This is a genomic window from Streptomyces albidoflavus, assembly GCF_000719955.1.
In the GTDB taxonomy this organism is placed as follows: domain Bacteria; phylum Actinomycetota; class Actinomycetes; order Streptomycetales; family Streptomycetaceae; genus Streptomyces; species Streptomyces albidoflavus.
The window spans coordinates 12,755-29,391 of record NZ_JOII01000034.1; the positions used below are offsets into that span (position 1 = coordinate 12,755).

A 16,637-nucleotide genomic window follows, 5' to 3' on the forward strand; every position below is an offset into this window, starting at 1 on the left:
CCGGTGCCCGGACCCGCGTCCGGGGAGCACGGCACCGCGGGCGGCGCCCACTTCGCCTTCACCGACCGGTGGGGCGGAGTGAGCGCCGCTCCGTACGCGCAGCTCAACCTCGGCGGGGCCGTCGGTGACGACCCCGCCGCGGTGCGTGCCAACAGGGTGAGCGCCGCAGGGACTCTCGGCCTCGACGCCGCCGACGTCGTCTGGATGAACCAGGTGCACGGCCGGGACGTCGCCGTGGTCGAAGGCGCCTGGGGCGAGCGGCCCGTTCCCGAGGTGGACGCCGTGGTCACCGCCCGGCGCGGCCTCGCCCTCGCCGTCCTCACCGCCGACTGCGTCCCCGTCCTGCTGGCCGATCCCGTCGCCGGGATCTGCGCCGCGGCCCACGCCGGATGCCCCGGCATGGCGGCGGGCGTGGTCCCGGCCGCGGTCGAGGCGATGGTCCGGCTCGGCGCCGACCCCGCCCGGATCACCGCCCGTACCGGACCCGCCGTCTGCGGCCGGTGCTACGAGGTGCCCGAGGCGCTGCGCGCCGAGGTGGCCGCGGTGGAACCGGCGGCGTACGCCGAGACGAGCTGGGGTACGCCGGCGGTCGACGTGGTCGCCGGTGTCCACGCCCAGCTGGAGCGGCTCGGGGTGACGGACCGGCAGGCGTCGGCGATCTGCACCCTGGAGTCGGCGGACCACTTCTCGTACCGGCGCGAGGGGACCACGGGACGGCTCGCCGGCTATGTGTGGCTGGACCGATGAGCGTGGCGGGACTGGAAGAGATGACCGACCGAAAGACCGAACTCGCCGCCAACCTCGAGCGGGTGGAGCAGCGGATCGCCGGCGCCTGCGCGGCGGCCGGCCGGGACCGCGACGAGGTGACCCTGATCGTGGTCACCAAGACCTACCCGGCCTCCGACGTGCGGCTGCTGGCCGAACTGGGGGTCGGTCAGGTCGCCGAGAACCGCGACCAGGACGCCGCCCCGAAGGCGGCGGCCTGCGCGGACCTCGACCTCACCTGGCACTTCGTGGGCCAGTTGCAGACCAATAAAGCCCGTTCCGTGGCGGGTTACGCCGATTTCGTGCAGTCGGTCGACCGCGCGAAGCTGGTGACCTCTCTCTCCTCGGCCGCCGAGCGCGCCGGGCGCGAACTGGGCTGCCTGGTGCAGGTCGCCCTCGACGCGGAGGCCGGCGGCCGGGGCGACCGGGGCGGCGTGGCGCCGGACGGTGTCGAGGAGTTGGCCGGGCTGATCGAGGCGGCGCCCGGGCTCCGGCTCGGGGGAGTGATGACCGTCGCACCTCTGTCCGGCACGTACGCCGGGCGGCCCGCGGCGGCCTTCGAACGACTGAGGGAAATCTCAACCTCCCTGCGCGCGGCCTGGCCTGCTGCCACCATGGTTTCCGCGGGGATGAGCGGGGACCTCGAACACGCCGTGGCCGCCGGGGCGACACATGTACGCGTCGGCAGTGCGGTACTCGGAGTCCGACCCGCGCTCGGGTAACGTCGCGAAGCAAGTCGGACCACAGCAGAAAATATGGTCATTCCCGCAGTTCGGCGGGGTGACTTCGTGGATCGCGGGCACGTTTGACGTCAGTTGATCCACCACAGAGCGGAGGACTCAGAGCATGGCCGGCGCGATGCGCAAGATGGCGGTCTACCTCGGCCTCGTGGAGGACGATGGGTACGACGGCCCGGGGTTCGACCCCGACGACGAGTTCGAGCCCGAGCCGGAGCCCGAGCGCGACCGGCGCCGGCACGCTCCGGCGCACCAGGAGCAGGCCGAGGAGCCGGTCCGCGCCCCCCAGCCGCCGGCGCAGCGCGAGCGCGAACCCGTTCCGCTGCCGGCGGAATCCGGACGACCCGCCCGAATCGCCCCCGTGGCATCCATCACACCTGAACGTCAGAGCCTGGAGAAGAACGCCCCGGTGATCATGCCCAAGGTTGTCTCCGAGCGTGAGCCCTACCGCATCACGACTCTGCACCCCCGGACCTACAACGAAGCCCGTACCATCGGGGAACACTTCCGCGAGGGCACTCCGGTGATCATGAATCTCACGGAGATGGACGACACCGACGCGAAGCGACTTGTCGACTTTGCCGCCGGTTTGGTCTTCGGTCTTCATGGAAGCATTGAGCGGGTGACGCAGAAGGTGTTCCTGTTGTCGCCTGCTAACGTCGATGTCACGGCGGAGGACAAGGCTCGCATCGCAGAGGGCGGGTTCTTCAACCAGAGCTGAGACGCCGACGAGAAGACGGACAGCATGAGTCAGGGGAGAGGGCAGCGCGGCAATGAGCGTTTTCGGGGATGTGCTCTACATCGCGCTGATGTGTTTCCTCATCGTGCTGATCTTCCGTTTGGTCATGGACTACGTGTTCCAGTTCGCCCGCTCGTGGCAACCGGGCAAGGCGATGGTCGTGCTTCTGGAGGCGACCTACACTGTCACCGACCCACCGCTCAAGCTTCTGCGGCGGTTCATCCCGCCTCTCCGTCTCGGGGGCGTAGCGCTCGACCTGTCCTTCTTCGTACTGATGATCATCGTCTACATCTTGATCTCCGTCGTGAGTCTGCTGTGAGCGTGATGTCAGCTACGTTCTTGCCGAATGCCGACGACTACGTTGAGGTGAAGAGATGCCGTTGACCCCCGAGGACGTGCGGAACAAGCAGTTCACGACCGTCCGCCTCCGAGAAGGCTATGACGAGGACGAGGTCGATGCCTTCCTCGACGAGGTCGAGTCCGAACTGACGCGCCTGCTCCGTGAGAACGAGGACCTGCGCGCCAAACTCGCCGCCGCCACGCGGGCGGCCGCGCAGAACCAGCAGCAGCAGGGAATGCGCAAGCCGCAGGAGCAGCAGGATCGTCCCGGCGCTCCGGTGCCCGCCGCCATATCGGGCCCGCAGCCGGTGCCGCCCCAGCAGCAGCAGCAACAGCAGCAGCACATGGGTGGCCCGCCGCAGCTTCCGGGCGGTGCCCCGCAGCTTCCGGCAGGCCCCGGCGGCCACGGCCACGGTCCCGGCCCGCAGGGCCAGCACGGTCCTGGTCCCCAGGGCCAGCACGGCCCGGGCCCGATGGGTCAGCAGGGTCCCGGCCCCATGGGCCAGCAGGGCCCCGGCGGTCCGATGGGCCAGCAGGGTCCCGGCCCGATGGGCCAGGGCGGTCCGATGGGCGGCCCCATGGGCGGCCACGGCGGTCCGCAGCTGCCCCAGCCCGGTCAGGGTCCCGGTGGCGACAGCGCCGCCCGGGTGCTCTCGCTCGCCCAGCAGACGGCCGACCAGGCCATCGCCGAGGCGCGCTCCGAGGCCAACAAGATCGTCGGTGAGGCGCGCAGCCGTGCCGAGGGTCTGGAGCGGGACGCCCGTGCCAAGGCCGACGCCCTGGAGCGGGACGCGCAGGAGAAGCACCGCGTCGCGATGGGCTCCCTGGAGTCCGCCCGCGCCACGCTGGAGCGCAAGGTCGAGGACCTGCGCGGCTTCGAGCGCGAGTACCGCACCCGCCTGAAGTCGTACCTGGAGAGCCAGCTGCGTCAGCTGGAGACCCAGTCCGACGACTCGCTGGCGCCCCCGCGCACCCCTGCCGCGGCCTCGCTGCCGCCGGCCCCGCAGATGAGCGGGTCCATGGCAGGAGCCGGTGCGGGCGGCATGGGCGGTCACCCGAACCAGTCGATGGGCGGCAACCAGCAGCAGGGCGGCCCCTCCTACGGCGGCGGCCAGCAGCAGATGTCCCCGGCCATGACCCAGCCGATGGCTCCGGTCCGGCCGCAGGCTCCGGCTCCGATGCAGCAGGCTCCGGCCCCGATGCGCGGCTTCCTCATCGACGAGGACGACAACTGACGGCGCCCTAGGGTGTCCTAGGCATTCAGACGCGGGCCCGGCCCCCCTCGGTGGGGGCCGGGCCCGCGTCGTCGTACCCGGACCTGTGCGGCCGGTCCGTACAACAGCCGGGTACGGGACCGGGCGGAACGACGAAAGAGCCGGGCGGGCCTCCGGGGAGGGCCGCCCGGCTCTTTCGCCGGGAGCGGGGCCGGTCAGACGCGGCGCAGCTGGAAGGTGAGGGTCAGGGACTCGTCGGTGAAGGGCTCGCCGTACGACTCGTCACCCGTACCGGTGGCGAAGTCGGTGGCGAGGACCTCGTCGGCGATGAGCCCGGCGTGCTCGCCGAGCGCCTCGGCCACCGCCGGGTCGGCCGCGGTCCAGCGCAGCGCGATCCGGTCGGCGACGTCCAGGCCGCTGTTCTTCCGGGCCTCCTGGATCAGCCGGATCGCGTCGCGGGCGAGGCCCGCCCGGCGCAGCTCCTCGGTGATCTCCAGGTCGAGGGCGACGGTGGCGCCCGCGTCGGAGGCGACCGACCAGCCCTCGCGCGGCGTCTCGGTGACGATGACCTCCTCGGGAGCCAGGTCGATCACCTCGCCGTCCACGGTGACGGTGGCGTTCCCCTCGCGCAGGGCGAGCGAGAGCGCCGCCGCGTCGGCCTGGGCGACCGCCTTGGCGACCTCCTGGACGCGCTTGCCGAACCGCTTGCCGAGTGCCCGGAAGTTGGCCTTGGCGGTGGTGTCGACCAGCGAACCGCCGACCTCGGAGAGGGACGCGACGGAGGAGACGTTCAGCTCCTCGGTGATCTGCGCGCGCAGCTCCGCAGGCAGCTCGGCGAAGCCGGTCGCGCCGACCAGCGCGCGGGAGAGCGGCTGACGGGTCTTGACGCCCGACTCGGCGCGGGTGGCCCGGCCCAGCTCCACCAGGCGGCGGACCAGCGCCATCTGCCGGGACAGCTCCGGGTCGACGGCGGCGGTGTCGGCCTCGGGCCAGGCGGCGAGGTGGACCGACTCGGGGGCGTCCGGGGTGACCGGCACCACCAGGTCCTGCCAGACCCGCTCCGTGATGAACGGCACCAGCGGCGCCATCAGCCGCGTCACCGTGTCCACCACGTCGTGCAGGGTGCGCAGCGCGGCGGCGTCGCCCTGCCAGAAGCGGCGGCGCGAGCGGCGGACGTACCAGTTGGAGAGGTCGTCGACGAAGGCGGAGAGGAGCTTGCCGGCGCGCTGGGTGTCGTAGCTGTCCAGTGCCTCGGTGACGCCCTCGACCAGGGTGTTCAGCTCGCCGAGCAGCCAGCGGTCCAGGACGCTGCGGTCGGCCGGGGCCGGGTCGGCGGCGGACGGGGCCCAGCCGGCCGTACGCGCGTACAGGGCCTGGAAGGCGACGGTGTTCCAGTAGGTCAGCAGCGTCTTGCGGACGACCTCCTGGATGGTGCCGTGGCCGACCCGGCGGGCCGCCCAGGGGGAGCCGCCGGCCGCCATGAACCAGCGGACGGCGTCGGCGCCGTGCTGGTCCATCAGCGGGATGGGCTGGAGGATGTTGCCCAGGTGCTTGGACATCTTCCGGCCGTCCTCGGCCAGGATGTGGCCGAGGCAGACGACGTTCTCGTAGGCGGACTTGTCGAAGACCAGGGTGCCGACGGCCATCAGCGTGTAGAACCAGCCGCGGGTCTGGTCGATCGCCTCGGAGATGAACTGCGCCGGGTAGCGCTGCTCGAACAGCTCCTTGTTCCGGTGCGGGTAGCCCCACTGCGCGAACGGCATCGAGCCCGAGTCGTACCAGGCGTCGATGACCTCCGGCACCCGGTACGCCTCCAGCTGGCAGTTGGGGTGGGTGCAGGTGAAGGTGATCTCGTCGATGTACGGGCGGTGCGGGTCCAGCTCCGACTGGTCGGTGCCGGTCAGTTCGCTCAGCTCGGCCAGCGAGCCGACGCAGGTCAGGTGGGCTTCCTCACAGCGCCAGATGGGCAGCGGGGTGCCCCAGTAGCGGTTGCGGGAGAGTGCCCAGTCGACGTTGTTGTCGAGCCAGTCGCCGAACCGGCCGTGCTTGACCGAGTCGGGGAACCAGTTGGTCCGCTCGTTCTCCTCCAGCAGCCGGTCCTTGACCGCGGTGGTGCGGATGTACCAGGAGGGCTGCGCGTAGTAGAGCAGCGCGGTGTGGCAGCGCCAGCAGTGCGGGTAGCTGTGCTCGTACGGCACGTGGCGGAAGAGGACGCCGCGGGCGTCCAGGTCGGCGGTGAGCGCCTCGTCGGCCTTCTTGAAGAAGACCCCGCCGACCAGCGGCAGCTCCTCCTCGAAGGTGCCGTCCGGGCGGACCGGGTTGACCACCGGCAGGCCGTACGCCTTGCAGACCTGGAGGTCGTCCTCACCGAAGGCGGGGGACTGGTGGACCAGACCGGTGCCGTCCTCGGTGGTGACGTACTCGGCGTTGACGACGTAGTGCGCCTCGGCCGGGAACTCCACCAGCTCGAAGGGGCGCTGGTAGCTCCAGCGCTCCATCTCGCGGCCGGTGAAGGACTCACCCGTCGCCTCCCAGCCCTCGCCGAGCGCCTTCTCCAGCAGCGGCTCGGCGACGACCAGCTTCTCCCTGCCGTCGGTGGCGACCACGTACCGGACGTCCGGGTGGGCGGCGACGGCGGTGTTGGAGACCAGGGTCCACGGCGTCGTCGTCCAGACCAGCAGGGACGCCTGGCCGGCCAGTGGGCCCGAGGTGAGCGGGAAGCGGACGAAGACCGAGGGGTCGACGACCGTCTCGTACCCCTGGGCCAGCTCGTGGTCGGAGAGGCCGGTGCCGCAGCGCGGGCACCACGGGGCGACGCGGTGATCCTGGACCAGCAGCTCCTTCTCGAAGATCTGCTTCAGCGACCACCAGACCGACTGGACGTACGAGGAGTCCATGGTGCGGTAGGCGTCGTCCATGTCGACCCAGTAGCCCATGCGGGTGGTCAGCTCGGCGAAGGCGTCGGTGTGCCGGGTCACCGACTCGCGGCACTTGGCGTTGAACGCGGCGATGCCGTACGCCTCGATGTCCTTCTTGCCGTTGAAGCCCAGCTCCTTCTCCACCGCCAGCTCGACGGGGAGCCCGTGGCAGTCCCAGCCGGCCTTGCGGCCCACGTGGAAGCCGCGCATGGTGCGGAAGCGGGGGAAGACGTCCTTGAAGACCCGGGCCTCGATGTGGTGGGCGCCGGGCATGCCGTTCGCGGTCGGCGGGCCCTCGTAGAAGACCCACTCCGGGCGGCCCTCGGACTGCTCCAGGGTCTTGGCGAAGATCTTGTTCTCGCGCCAGAAGTCGAGGACCGCGTGCTCCAGTGCGGGCAGGTCGACCTGGGCGGGTACCTGGCGGTACCGGGGCGGGTTCACCGGGGCTGTCATCGAGGCGCTCCTCCAACGGACTGCTGCATTCCGTCGGAGGGACGACGCCCTTGCGGACCGCCGCGGTACCACCCTCCTTGGCCTGCGCCGTCGCCGGGACGGCGCCGCCCACTCATTGGGGGCGCGATGCCGGTTCTACTCACCCGGTCCGGGTTTTCCTCCGGCGGCTCCGGGGTGATCTTCACGTCGGGCGGACCCCCGGGCTTCCACCGTCCCCGGGTCGCTCACGGCCGCTGACGACGCTACTCGTCCCCATCGTCGCTTCTCGCTGCCGCCAGTGTACGGCGCGCGGGCGCCGGGGCCGACCGGGTTGTGCCCGGCGCGGGGCCCGCCGTCCGGGGCCGGTCCTCGGGCCGGGGGCATATCCGGCGCGTGGCGGGGGCACAAAGGACTTCGGGCGGCCGAGGGGCGTCCGGCGGGTGGCGGCGTGCCCCGTTGCCGACCGCCGGAAGTCGATTTATCGTCCCAGCACGACGTGCGAGCAGGTCACACCGGGTGGAGCGGGCCGGCGCGCGACGGTGGGAACGCGGGTGCGGGTGCCGCGGGCAGGACCCGGAGAGGACGGCCACGTCCCCGGGCAGGAGGGCCGCCGCCCCGGGCGCCGGCCGACGAGACGCAGGAGGCCGGCTCCGTGGTGGCGAAGAAGACGGGTACGGCGGAGAAGTCCGGGCCGGTGCCGCAGGCACGCGCCGGGGCCGAGGCGCTGGCGGTACGGCCGGGCGAGGACCCCTGGACCGAGGCCGAGGCCGAGGAGGCCCGCGCGGGACTGCGCGCCGACGCCGAGCGCATCCGCACCGAGATCGACGCGTCCGGCCAGGCGCTGGCCGGGCTGATGCGGGACAGCGGCGGCGGGGCCGGGGACGACGAGGCCGACACCGGCACCAAGAACATCACCCGCGAGCACGAACTCTCGCTCGCCGCCAACGCCCGCGAGATGCTCCGCCAGACCGAACAGGCACTGGTCCGGCTCGACGAGGGCACCTACGGCACCTGCGAGAACTGCGGCAACCCGATCGGCAAGGCCCGCCTCCAGGCGTTCCCCCGCGCCACCCTCTGCGTCGACTGCAAGCAGAAGCAGGAACGCCGGGGCTGAGCCGCCACCGCCGGGCACGGGCGCTCGCGGGCGCGCGTGCCCGGCCGCGCGTGCCCCCGCGGTGCTCCGGGGGCGTACTGGCGCCCGGGTGCGCCCGTCCGTGTCGTACCCTCGGGGCATCTATCCCATCGTCGAGGGACACACGTGGCAGAGGCGGAGCGCATCATCGGTATGCCTGAGACCCCTGAAGCGCGCGAGCCGGACCGGGCCGAGCCGCCGGAGCCGGGCGGGGACGAGCAGGAGGGCGGGGCCACCGCGGCCACGCCGCGCGGCCCGCGCCGGGTCGCCGTGCTCTTCACCGTCGCCGTCGTGGCCTACCTGCTGGACCTCGGCAGCAAGCTCCTGGTCGTCGCGAAGCTGGAGCACCACGCGCCCATCCAGGTCCTCGGCGACTGGTTCGAGCTGCGGGTCATCCGCAACGCGGGCGCGGCCTTCGGCTTCGGTGAGGCGTTCACCATCATCTTCACGGTCATCGCCGCCTCCGTGATCGTGGTCATCGCCCGGCTCGCCCGCAAGCTCTACAGCCTGCCGTGGGCCCTCGCGCTCGGCCTGCTGCTCGGCGGTGCCCTCGGCAACCTCACCGACCGCATCTTCCGGGCCCCCGGGGTCCTGGAGGGCGCCGTGGTCGACTTCCTCGCGCCGAAGAACTTCGCGGTCTTCAACCTCGCCGACTCCGCGATCGTCTGCGGCGGCATCCTGATCGTGATCCTCTCCTTCCGCGGACTCGACCCGGACGGCACCGTCCACAAGGACTGAACCGTCCGGTCCGCCCGGCCGCCGTCGCACCTCTGTCCGACGGCGGCGTCCGGCGCGCCGCCGCCGTCCGGCATACTCGACGGGTGAGCACGATTCCCGAGATCCGCACCCTGCCCGTGCCGGACGGCCTGGAGGGCGAGCGCGTGGACGCCGCCATCTCCCGGATGTTCGGCTTCTCCCGCACCAAGGCCGCCGAGCTGGCCGCAGCAGGCAAGGTGCTGGTCGACGGCGCCGCGGTCGGAAAGTCGGAGCGCGTGCACGGCGGCGCCTGGCTGGAGGTCGAGATGCCGGCCGCCCCCGCACCCGTCCAGATCGTCGCCGAGCCCGTCGAGGGCATGGAGATCGTCCATGACGACGACGACATCGTCGTCATCGTCAAGCCGGTCGGCGTCGCCGCGCACCCCAGCCCCGGCTGGACCGGCACCACCGTCATCGGCGGCCTCGCCGCCGCCGGCTACCGCATCTCCACCTCCGGCGCCGCCGAGCGCCAGGGCATCGTCCACCGCCTCGACGTCGGCACCTCGGGCCTGATGGTGGTCGCCAAGTCCGAGCGGGCGTACACGCTGCTCAAGCAGCAGTTCCGGGAGCGGACCGTCGACAAGCGCTACCACGCGCTCGTCCAGGGCCACCCCGACCCGATGAGCGGCACCATCGACGCCCCGATCGGGCGCCACCCCCAGCACGACTACAAGTGGGCCGTCACCGCCGAGGGCAAGCCCTCGGTCACCCACTACGACCTGATCGAGGCGTACCGCGCCGCCTCCCTGCTCGACATCAAGCTGGAGACCGGCCGCACCCACCAGATCCGGGTGCACATGTCGGCCCACCGCCACCCCTGCGTCGGTGACCTCACCTACGGCGCCGACCCCACCCTCGCCAAGCGGCTCGGCCTCACCCGGCAGTGGCTGCACGCGGTGCGGCTCGGCTTCGAGCACCCCGCCGACGGCAGCTGGGCGGAGTTCTCCAGCGAGTACCCGGCCGACCTCCAGCACGCCCTGGACACGGTGCGTGCCGAGAGCAACGCCTGACCTTTCCCGCCCCGACCGGCCAAGGAGAGCCCGCATGAGCCAGCCCACCCCAGCCGACGTGCGCGTACGAGTCGCCGAGGGCCCCGCCGACCGTGAGGCGTGCTTCGCGGTCCGCAAGGAGGTCTTCGTCGCCGAACAGGGCGTCGACGAGGCCATCGAGTACGACGCCTTCGACGCCCCGGAGAGCGACACCGTGCACGTCCTCGCCGAAGGCCCCGACGGTCCGCTCGGCACCGGGCGGCTGCTGCACGGCCCGGCGGCGGCCGGGGCGACCGGCGGCGAACCGGGCGTGGGCTCCCTCGGCCGGCTCGCCGTACGGCAGGCCGCGCGAGGACTCGGCGTCGGCGCGGCCCTGGTGCGCGGGCTGGAGGGGGCGGCGGCACAGCTCGGGCTGCGCGCGGTCGACCTGCACGCCCAGACCCACGCCCTCGGCTTCTACGAGCGGCTCGGATACCAGCCGTACGGACCGGAGTTCGAGGACGCGGGCATCGGGCACCGGGCGATGCGCCGAGAGCTGTGACAGCCCGACCGCGTACCCCCTGACCTGCGGTCCGGCCCTACCGGGCAGGGGGCCGGGGGACCGGCGGAAGCGGCGGCGTGGCAGAGTGGGGACGTTTTCCTGACGTACCGACCTTGCCGGAGGCCACACAGTGGACCAGTTGGCGCTGCTGCTTCTGCTCCTGCTCGGCGCCGTGATCACGGTGCCGCTGGGGGACCGACTGGGGCTGCCCGCCCCGGTGCTGATGACCCTCGGCGGGATCGTCCTCGCGCTGCTGCCGTTCGTGCCCAACGTGAACGTGCCGCCGGAGTACATCCTCCCGCTGGTCCTGCCACCCCTGCTCTACGCGGCCGTGCAACGGACCTCCTGGCGGCAGTTCACCGCCAACTACCGGCCCATCCTGCTGCTCGCCGTCGCCCTGGTCTTCGTCACCACCGCGGCCGTCGCGGGCGTCGCCAACGCCATCGTGCCCGGGCTGCCGCTGGCCGCCGCCGTGGCGCTCGGCGCGCTGGTCGCCCCGCCCGACCCGGTCGCCGCCACCGCCGTCGCCGGACAGCTCGGGCTGCCCCGGCGCCTGGTCTCCGTGCTGGAGGGCGAGGGGCTCTTCAACGACGTCACCGCGATCGTCCTGTACCACGTGGCGATCGCCGCGGCGGTCACCGGGACCTTCTCCTGGGGCGGGGCCGTCGGGCAGTTCTTCCTGTCGGCGGCGGTCGCCGTCGCGGTCGGGCTGGCGCTGGGCTGGGTCAGCAAGAAGATGATGTCGATGCTGGGCGACGCCACGCTCCAGACCGGGCTGACCCTGCTGGTGCCGTTCGCCAGCTACATCCTCGCCGAGGAGCTGCACGGCTCCGGCGTCCTCGCCGTCCTCACCACCGCGCTGCTGCTGGCCGGTACCGCCCTCGACGCCGACGACGTGCTCGGCCGCATCACCGGGCAGACCTTCTGGCACGTGGTCGACACCCTGGTCACCGGGATCGCCTTCGGCCTCATCGGGCTGGAGCTGCACACCGTCATCCGGGCCGCCGAGGGCCGCGAGGGGCAGATGATCGGCTGGGGCGTGGCGATCGTCGCCGTCGTCGTCGGCGTCCGCCTGCTGTGGCTGCTGCCGACCACCTGGCTCGCCCAGAAGATGCACAGCCTGCGCGACGAGAACGAGGAGATCCCCACCTCCTGGCGCGAGACGGTCGTCATGTGGTGGTCCGGGATGCGCGGGGTGGCCTCCGTCGCGCTGGCCCTCGCCATCCCCTTGACCACCGACGACGGGAAGCCCTTCCCGGCCCGTGACGAGATCATCTTCATCGCCTTCTGCGTGATCATGGCGACCCTGCTGGTGCAGGGGCTGACCCTGCCGTGGCTGGTGCGCAAGCTCGGGGTCACGGCCGACACCGACGCCGAGCACAAGCTCGAGCACGATCTGGCGATCCGGGCCGCCAAGGCCGCGCGGCGGCGGCTCAAGGAGATCGAGGCGACCGAGGAGCTGCCCGAGGACATCAGCGAGCGGTTGCAGCGCGGGGCGCTGGACATCGGGGTGCGGATCAGTCCCGATCTGCTCGACGACGAGCGGCGTGAGTGGTGGGTGCAGCGGGCCGAGCGGGTGGCCGCGATGTCGCGGGTGCAGCGGGAGATGATGTCCGCTGCGCGGCGTGAGGTGCTGTCCGCCCGGAACGAGCCCGGGGCTGATCCCGAGGTGGTGGACCGGGTGCTGCGGCAGCTCGATGTGCGGAGCCTTCGCTGAGCTCAGGCGTGGGGTCTGGATTCGGCTGGGGGCGGCCCCGGCTTGGCCGCGGTGGGGTGGCCTCAAACGCCGGCCGGGCTTGATCGGCCTCAAGCGCCGGCCGGGCTGAGGTGTGGCCTCAAACGCCGGCCGGGCTGTTTTCGGCGGCTGAGGCGGACTTTCGGCCGGCCTTGGGCGGTCGACGGGGGCCGTGGGGTGGCCTCAAGCGCCGGCCGGGCTGGATTTCTGCCGGGCTGGATTTCTGCCGTGCTGGTTGTTCCCGTGCTGGTTGTTCCCGGTCGGGCCGGGCTCGTCCGGGGGTGGGAGGATGCGGGTATGGAGATTTTGTTGATCCACTCCGTGTACGGGGTGCGGCCGGCGTTGGAGCAGGCGGCGGAGCGGTTGCGGGAGGCCGGGCACGAGGTGCATGTGCCTGATCTGTTCGAGGGGCTCAGTCCGGCGGACATGGAGGAAGGGCTGGCGCTGCGGGACGAGATCGGGACGGACGAGCTGCTGAAGCGGGCGGTGCGGGCCGCCGCGCCGTACTCGGACAAGGGGCTGGTCTACGCGGGGTTCTCGCTGGGCGGCGCCATCGCGCAGAACCTCGCCCTGGCCGACGAGAAGGCGCGTGGCCTGGTGCTGTTCTCCGGGACCTCGGACCTGCCGGACGACGCCAGTGCCGAGGACCTGCCGGTCCAGCTGCACGTCACCGAGAACGACCCCTTCGAGCCGCACGACTGGCTCAACGCCTGGTACCTGCGGATGCAGCGGGCCGGCGCCGACGTCGAGGTCTACCGGTACCCGGGCGCGGGCCACCTGTACACCGACCCCGAACTCCCCGACTACGACGCCGAGGCGGCCGAGGCCACCTGGCGGACGGTCCAGGGGTTCCTCGACTCGCTCTGACCGCGGCGGGCTAGGACCGGGTGCAGCGGCCCTTCGGGGAGGCCGCGGGCGGGTGGCAGATGGCGTCGGCGTCGGACCCGTCGTCGCTGAGGTAGCGGCCCACGCACTCGTTGCCGCTGGTCCGGCCCTTCTCGGCGCAGAACCGCAGGGCCGCCCGCCCGTCGTCGAACGGGCCGGGGACGTAGAAGACCCAGTAGCCGGGACGGAGCGAGGCGTAGTCGTCGCTGCGGAGGTAGCGGGCCTCGGGCACCTCGGCGCGTACGGCGGCCAGGCGGCGGTCGCGGGTGGCGGTGCCGGTGGAGACCGGCTCGGAGAAGAGCTGGGCGATCCACGAACCGCCCGAAGGGGGCTGGGGGGTGGCCGAGGGTGACGGGGAGTCGTCCTGGCCCGGCCGGTCGTCCTCCTTCTCCTGGTCTTCCTCGCCGTCTCCGTTCTTGTCCTCGTCGACCGGGTCCGTTCCGGTGCTGCCCGTGTCGGGGGAGGGCTTGGGGTCCTTCTCGCCGTCCGGGGACCGGGTCGCGGTCGGTGAGGGGGACGGGGACGGGGCGGCGTGGTTGTCGCTCTCCCAGGGGTTGAGGACCAGGACGGTGGCGGTGACCGCCACCGCGACCAGGGCGGCGGCGCCCGCGACCAGAGCGCCCGTGCGACGGCGGGGGCGCGCGACCGCCGTGGTGGGGGTGGGCAGCGGCGGCCGGTACGGGGCGGGTGCCGGGGTGCCTGCCGTCGGGGCGCCCGGCGGCGGGGTGGGTGGTCCGGGCGGGGGAGGGGTGACGGGGGCGGCCGGGACCGGGCGGGGGCCGGAGACGGTCGGCTCGGCCCAGGAGGGCGCGCTGCCCGAGGCGGCCTCGGTGAGGAGGCGGTCCAGGGTCGCGGCGTCGGGGCGGGCCTCGGGGTCGCGGACCAGCAGGGCGCCGAGGACGGCGGCGAGCGGGCCCGAACGGACCGGCGGCGGCACCGGCTCGTCGAGGACGGCGGCCAGGGTGGCGAGCGTGGTGGCCCGGCGCAGCGGGCTGTGCCCCTCCACGGCGACGTAGAGGACGAGGCCGAGCGACCACAGGTCGGAGGCGGGGTGGTCGTCGCGGCCCCGGACGCGTTCGGGGGCGATGTACTCGGGCGAGCCGATGAGGTCCCCGGTGGCGGTCAGCGCGGTGGAGCCCTGGAGCGCGGCGATGCCGAAGTCGGTGAGGACGGCGCTGGGCGGGCCGGGGACGCCGGGGTCGGTGCGGAGCAGGATGTTGGCGGGCTTCACGTCGCGGTGGTGGATGCCCGCGGCGTGCGCGGAGCGCAGCGCGGCGAGGAGCTGCCGGCCGAGGGTGGCCGCCTCCTGCGGCAGGAGCGGGCCGCGCTGGAGCCGGTCGGCGAGGCTCTCGCCGGGGACCAGCTCCATCACGATCCAGGGGTGCGTCCCCGCCCCGGCGTCCACGATCTGGTGGATGGTGACGACGTGCGGGTGGCTGAGCCGGGCCAGCGCGCGGGCCTCGCGCAGGACGCGTTCGCGCAGGGTGGCGGCGGCCTCGGGGCCGGTCATCGCCGGGTCGGGCGGCCGTACCTCCTTCAGCGCCACCTCGCGGTGGAGCACCTCGTCCCTGGCCCGCCAGACCGTGCCCATGCCGCCGCTGCCCAGCGGCGCCAGCAAGGTGAAACGGCCGCCGATCATCTCCCCCGGTGCACTCATGGGACCCAGCGTATAGAGGCGGCGGCGGGCGGTGACGGCCCCCTGACGGAACATCACATTCCGTGCGTGGTCCTCCGCCAGGGGGCCGGGCCGGGCCGGGGCGGCCGGGCGGCCGATCCCGGGTCAGGCGACCGGCGCGTCCGCCCGTTCGACCCGCTGGGTGCCGCGCCGGGTGCGGTACGAGCGGAGCCAGGAGGCCGTGGCGCCCGGGTCGGCCCGGTCGGAGAGCAGGTAGTAGTCCATCTGGGAGCGTTCGGCCGTCACGTCGAGGACGCCAAAGCCGTGCCCGTCCATGTCGAGCCACTTCACGTGCCGGTTGGCGGCCTTGATCGCGCCCTCGGCCACCGTCGACAGCGTGCCGGGGGCGACCTTCAGCAGGTCGTCGAGGTTGTCGGAGGTGACCGAGGTGACGACGAACTCGGTGGCCGCCGACTCCGAGAGCGGGTACGTCGCCGCCGTCACCGGCACGTCGTTGGCCCAGGCCATGTGGATGTCGCCGGTGAGGAAGACGGTGTCGCGGATGCCGGCGCTCCGCAGGTGGCGGATCAGCTCGGTGCGGTCGGCGGTGTAGCCGTCCCACTGGTCGACGTTGATCGCGAGGCCCTGAGTGGGCAGGCCGAGGAGTTCGGCGAGCGGCTTCAGCAGGTGGGCCGGGACGGAGCCGAAGGCGACCGGCGAGATCATCACCGAGGTGCCGACCAGCTGCCAGGCGGCCTGCGAGCCGGAGAGGCCCGCCTTGAGCCAGTCGAGCTGGGCGCGCCCGGTGATGCTGCGGTCCGGGGAGTCGACCGCGCCGTTGCCGATGAAGACCTGCTCGGAGCGGAAACTGCGCAGGTCCAGCAGGTGCAGGTCGGCGAGGTCGCCGAAGCGCAGCCGCCGGAAGACGGTGCCCTCGGTGGAGGCGCGGACCGGCATCCACTCGAAGTACGCCTGCCGGGCCGCCGCCGACCGCTCGCTCCACGCGCCCTCGGCGCCGGGCGTGTGGTTCTCCGCCCCGCCCGACCAGGCGTCGTTGGCGAACTCGTGGTCGTCCCAGATGGCGACGACCGGGTGGCGGGCGTGGAGGGCGGCCAGGTCGGGGTCGGTCTTGTAGGTGGCGTGGCGCAGCCGGTAGTCGGCGAGGGTGGTGATCTCGTGCGCCGGGCGGTGCGGGCGGACGGGCGTGGCCGGGTAGTCGCCGGTGGCGTACTCGTAGATGTAGTCACCCAGGTGCAGGACGGCGTCCAGGTCGCCGCGGGCCGCGAGGTGGCGGTAGGCGGAGAACCAGCCGGCCTCCCAGTTGGCGCAGGAGACCACGCCGAACCGCAGCCCGGCCGGGGAGGCCGAGGCGGCGGGGGCGGTACGGGTGCGGCCGGTGGGCGAGACGGTGGAGCCGGCCGTGAAGCGGAACCAGTAGCCGGTGGCCGGGGAGAGCCCGCGTACGTCGGCCTTGACGGTGTGGTCGGTGGCGGCCCGCGCGGTGACGGTGCCGCGGGCGACGACCGAGGAGAAGGCGGCGTCGGCGGCGACCTCCCAGCCGACCTCGGTGTCCGGGCCCGCGCCGGAGCCCGGCTGCGCCTCCTCGGTGGGGGTGACGCGGGTCCACAGCAGGACGCCGTCGGGCAGCGGGTCGCCCGAGGCCACGCCGTGCAGGAACCGCGGGGTGGCCGCGGCGGTGGCGGTGGTGGCCGCGCCCAGCGGGAGCAGGGCGCCGGTGGCGGCGGCCGCCAGGACGACGGTGCGGCGGCTGGGGGCCGCGGGTCTGGGGTGGTGCTCGGTTCGACTGGTCACGGCTGAGTACCGTAGACGCGCAGTGATG

Annotated in this window: 14 protein-coding genes; 11 read left to right on the forward strand and 3 right to left on the reverse strand. The window is 73.0% G+C overall.

Going from position 1 to position 16,637, the window contains the following annotated elements; translation table 11 throughout:
• The first annotated feature begins 3 nt into the window (after positions 1-3).
• The 5 genes from pgeF to IF45_RS0125985 all read left to right on the forward strand — a co-directional run bounded on the left by pgeF (position 4) and on the right by IF45_RS0125985 (position 3,815).
• Entirely contained in the window at positions 4-747 is a 744-nt protein-coding gene (gene pgeF / locus IF45_RS0125965) for a peptidoglycan editing factor PgeF (protein ID WP_030309868.1), read from the forward strand.
• A gap of 20 nt (positions 748-767) precedes the next feature.
• Positions 768-1,487: a YggS family pyridoxal phosphate-dependent enzyme gene (locus IF45_RS0125970; protein ID WP_003947577.1), complete on the forward strand. Its 720-nt coding sequence runs from the start codon at positions 768-770 to the stop codon at positions 1,485-1,487.
• A gap of 124 nt (positions 1,488-1,611) precedes the next feature.
• Complete coding sequence (locus IF45_RS0125975) at positions 1,612-2,223, forward strand: cell division protein SepF (protein WP_003947576.1); 612 nt, start codon at positions 1,612-1,614, stop codon at positions 2,221-2,223.
• Positions 2,224-2,275: 52 nt separating this feature from the next.
• Complete coding sequence (locus tag IF45_RS0125980; protein WP_003947575.1) at positions 2,276-2,560, forward strand: YggT family protein; 285 nt, start codon at positions 2,276-2,278, stop codon at positions 2,558-2,560.
• A gap of 55 nt (positions 2,561-2,615) precedes the next feature.
• Positions 2,616-3,815 (forward strand): DivIVA domain-containing protein, encoded by a 1,200-nt coding sequence (locus IF45_RS0125985; protein ID WP_030309870.1) that lies wholly within the window; start codon positions 2,616-2,618, stop codon positions 3,813-3,815.
• A 194-nt stretch (positions 3,816-4,009) separates the two neighbouring features.
• On the opposite strand, the gene ileS is transcribed toward IF45_RS0125985, so the two are convergent.
• Positions 4,010-7,153, reverse strand: a complete 3,144-nt coding sequence (gene ileS, locus IF45_RS0125990; protein WP_037638572.1) for an isoleucine--tRNA ligase — start codon at positions 7,151-7,153, stop codon at positions 4,010-4,012.
• 643 nt (positions 7,154-7,796) lie between these two features.
• Between ileS and IF45_RS0125995 the strand changes: the two genes are divergently transcribed.
• From IF45_RS0125995 to IF45_RS0126020, 6 genes are all read left to right on the forward strand, one after another.
• Complete coding sequence (locus IF45_RS0125995) at positions 7,797-8,258, forward strand: TraR/DksA family transcriptional regulator (RefSeq protein ID WP_008408550.1); 462 nt, start codon at positions 7,797-7,799, stop codon at positions 8,256-8,258.
• A 171-nt stretch (positions 8,259-8,429) separates the two neighbouring features.
• The gene (gene lspA / locus IF45_RS0126000) at positions 8,430-9,014 is read left to right on the forward strand and encodes a signal peptidase II (protein WP_078842935.1); all 585 of its coding nucleotides are present in this window, start codon (positions 8,430-8,432) and stop codon (positions 9,012-9,014) included.
• A gap of 83 nt (positions 9,015-9,097) precedes the next feature.
• Positions 9,098-10,042, forward strand: a complete 945-nt coding sequence (locus IF45_RS0126005; protein ID WP_003947569.1) for an RluA family pseudouridine synthase — start codon at positions 9,098-9,100, stop codon at positions 10,040-10,042.
• A gap of 34 nt (positions 10,043-10,076) precedes the next feature.
• Positions 10,077-10,562: a GNAT family N-acetyltransferase gene (locus tag IF45_RS0126010; protein ID WP_030309872.1), complete on the forward strand. Its 486-nt coding sequence runs from the start codon at positions 10,077-10,079 to the stop codon at positions 10,560-10,562.
• 130 nt (positions 10,563-10,692) lie between these two features.
• Entirely contained in the window at positions 10,693-12,279 is a 1,587-nt protein-coding gene (locus tag IF45_RS0126015; protein WP_003947567.1) for a Na+/H+ antiporter, read from the forward strand.
• A gap of 315 nt (positions 12,280-12,594) precedes the next feature.
• Complete coding sequence (locus IF45_RS0126020; protein WP_003947566.1) at positions 12,595-13,164, forward strand: dienelactone hydrolase family protein; 570 nt, start codon at positions 12,595-12,597, stop codon at positions 13,162-13,164.
• Positions 13,165-13,174: 10 nt separating this feature from the next.
• Here IF45_RS0126020 and IF45_RS0126025 read toward each other — a convergent pair whose 3' ends face one another.
• A complete protein-coding gene (locus tag IF45_RS0126025) occupies positions 13,175-14,839 on the reverse strand; it encodes a serine/threonine-protein kinase (protein ID WP_030309873.1) in 1,665 nt (554 codons plus the stop codon).
• A 123-nt stretch (positions 14,840-14,962) separates the two neighbouring features.
• A complete protein-coding gene (locus tag IF45_RS0126030) occupies positions 14,963-16,609 on the reverse strand; it encodes an alkaline phosphatase D family protein (RefSeq protein ID WP_030309874.1) in 1,647 nt (548 codons plus the stop codon).
• Between the last annotated feature and the right edge of the window lie 28 nt (positions 16,610-16,637).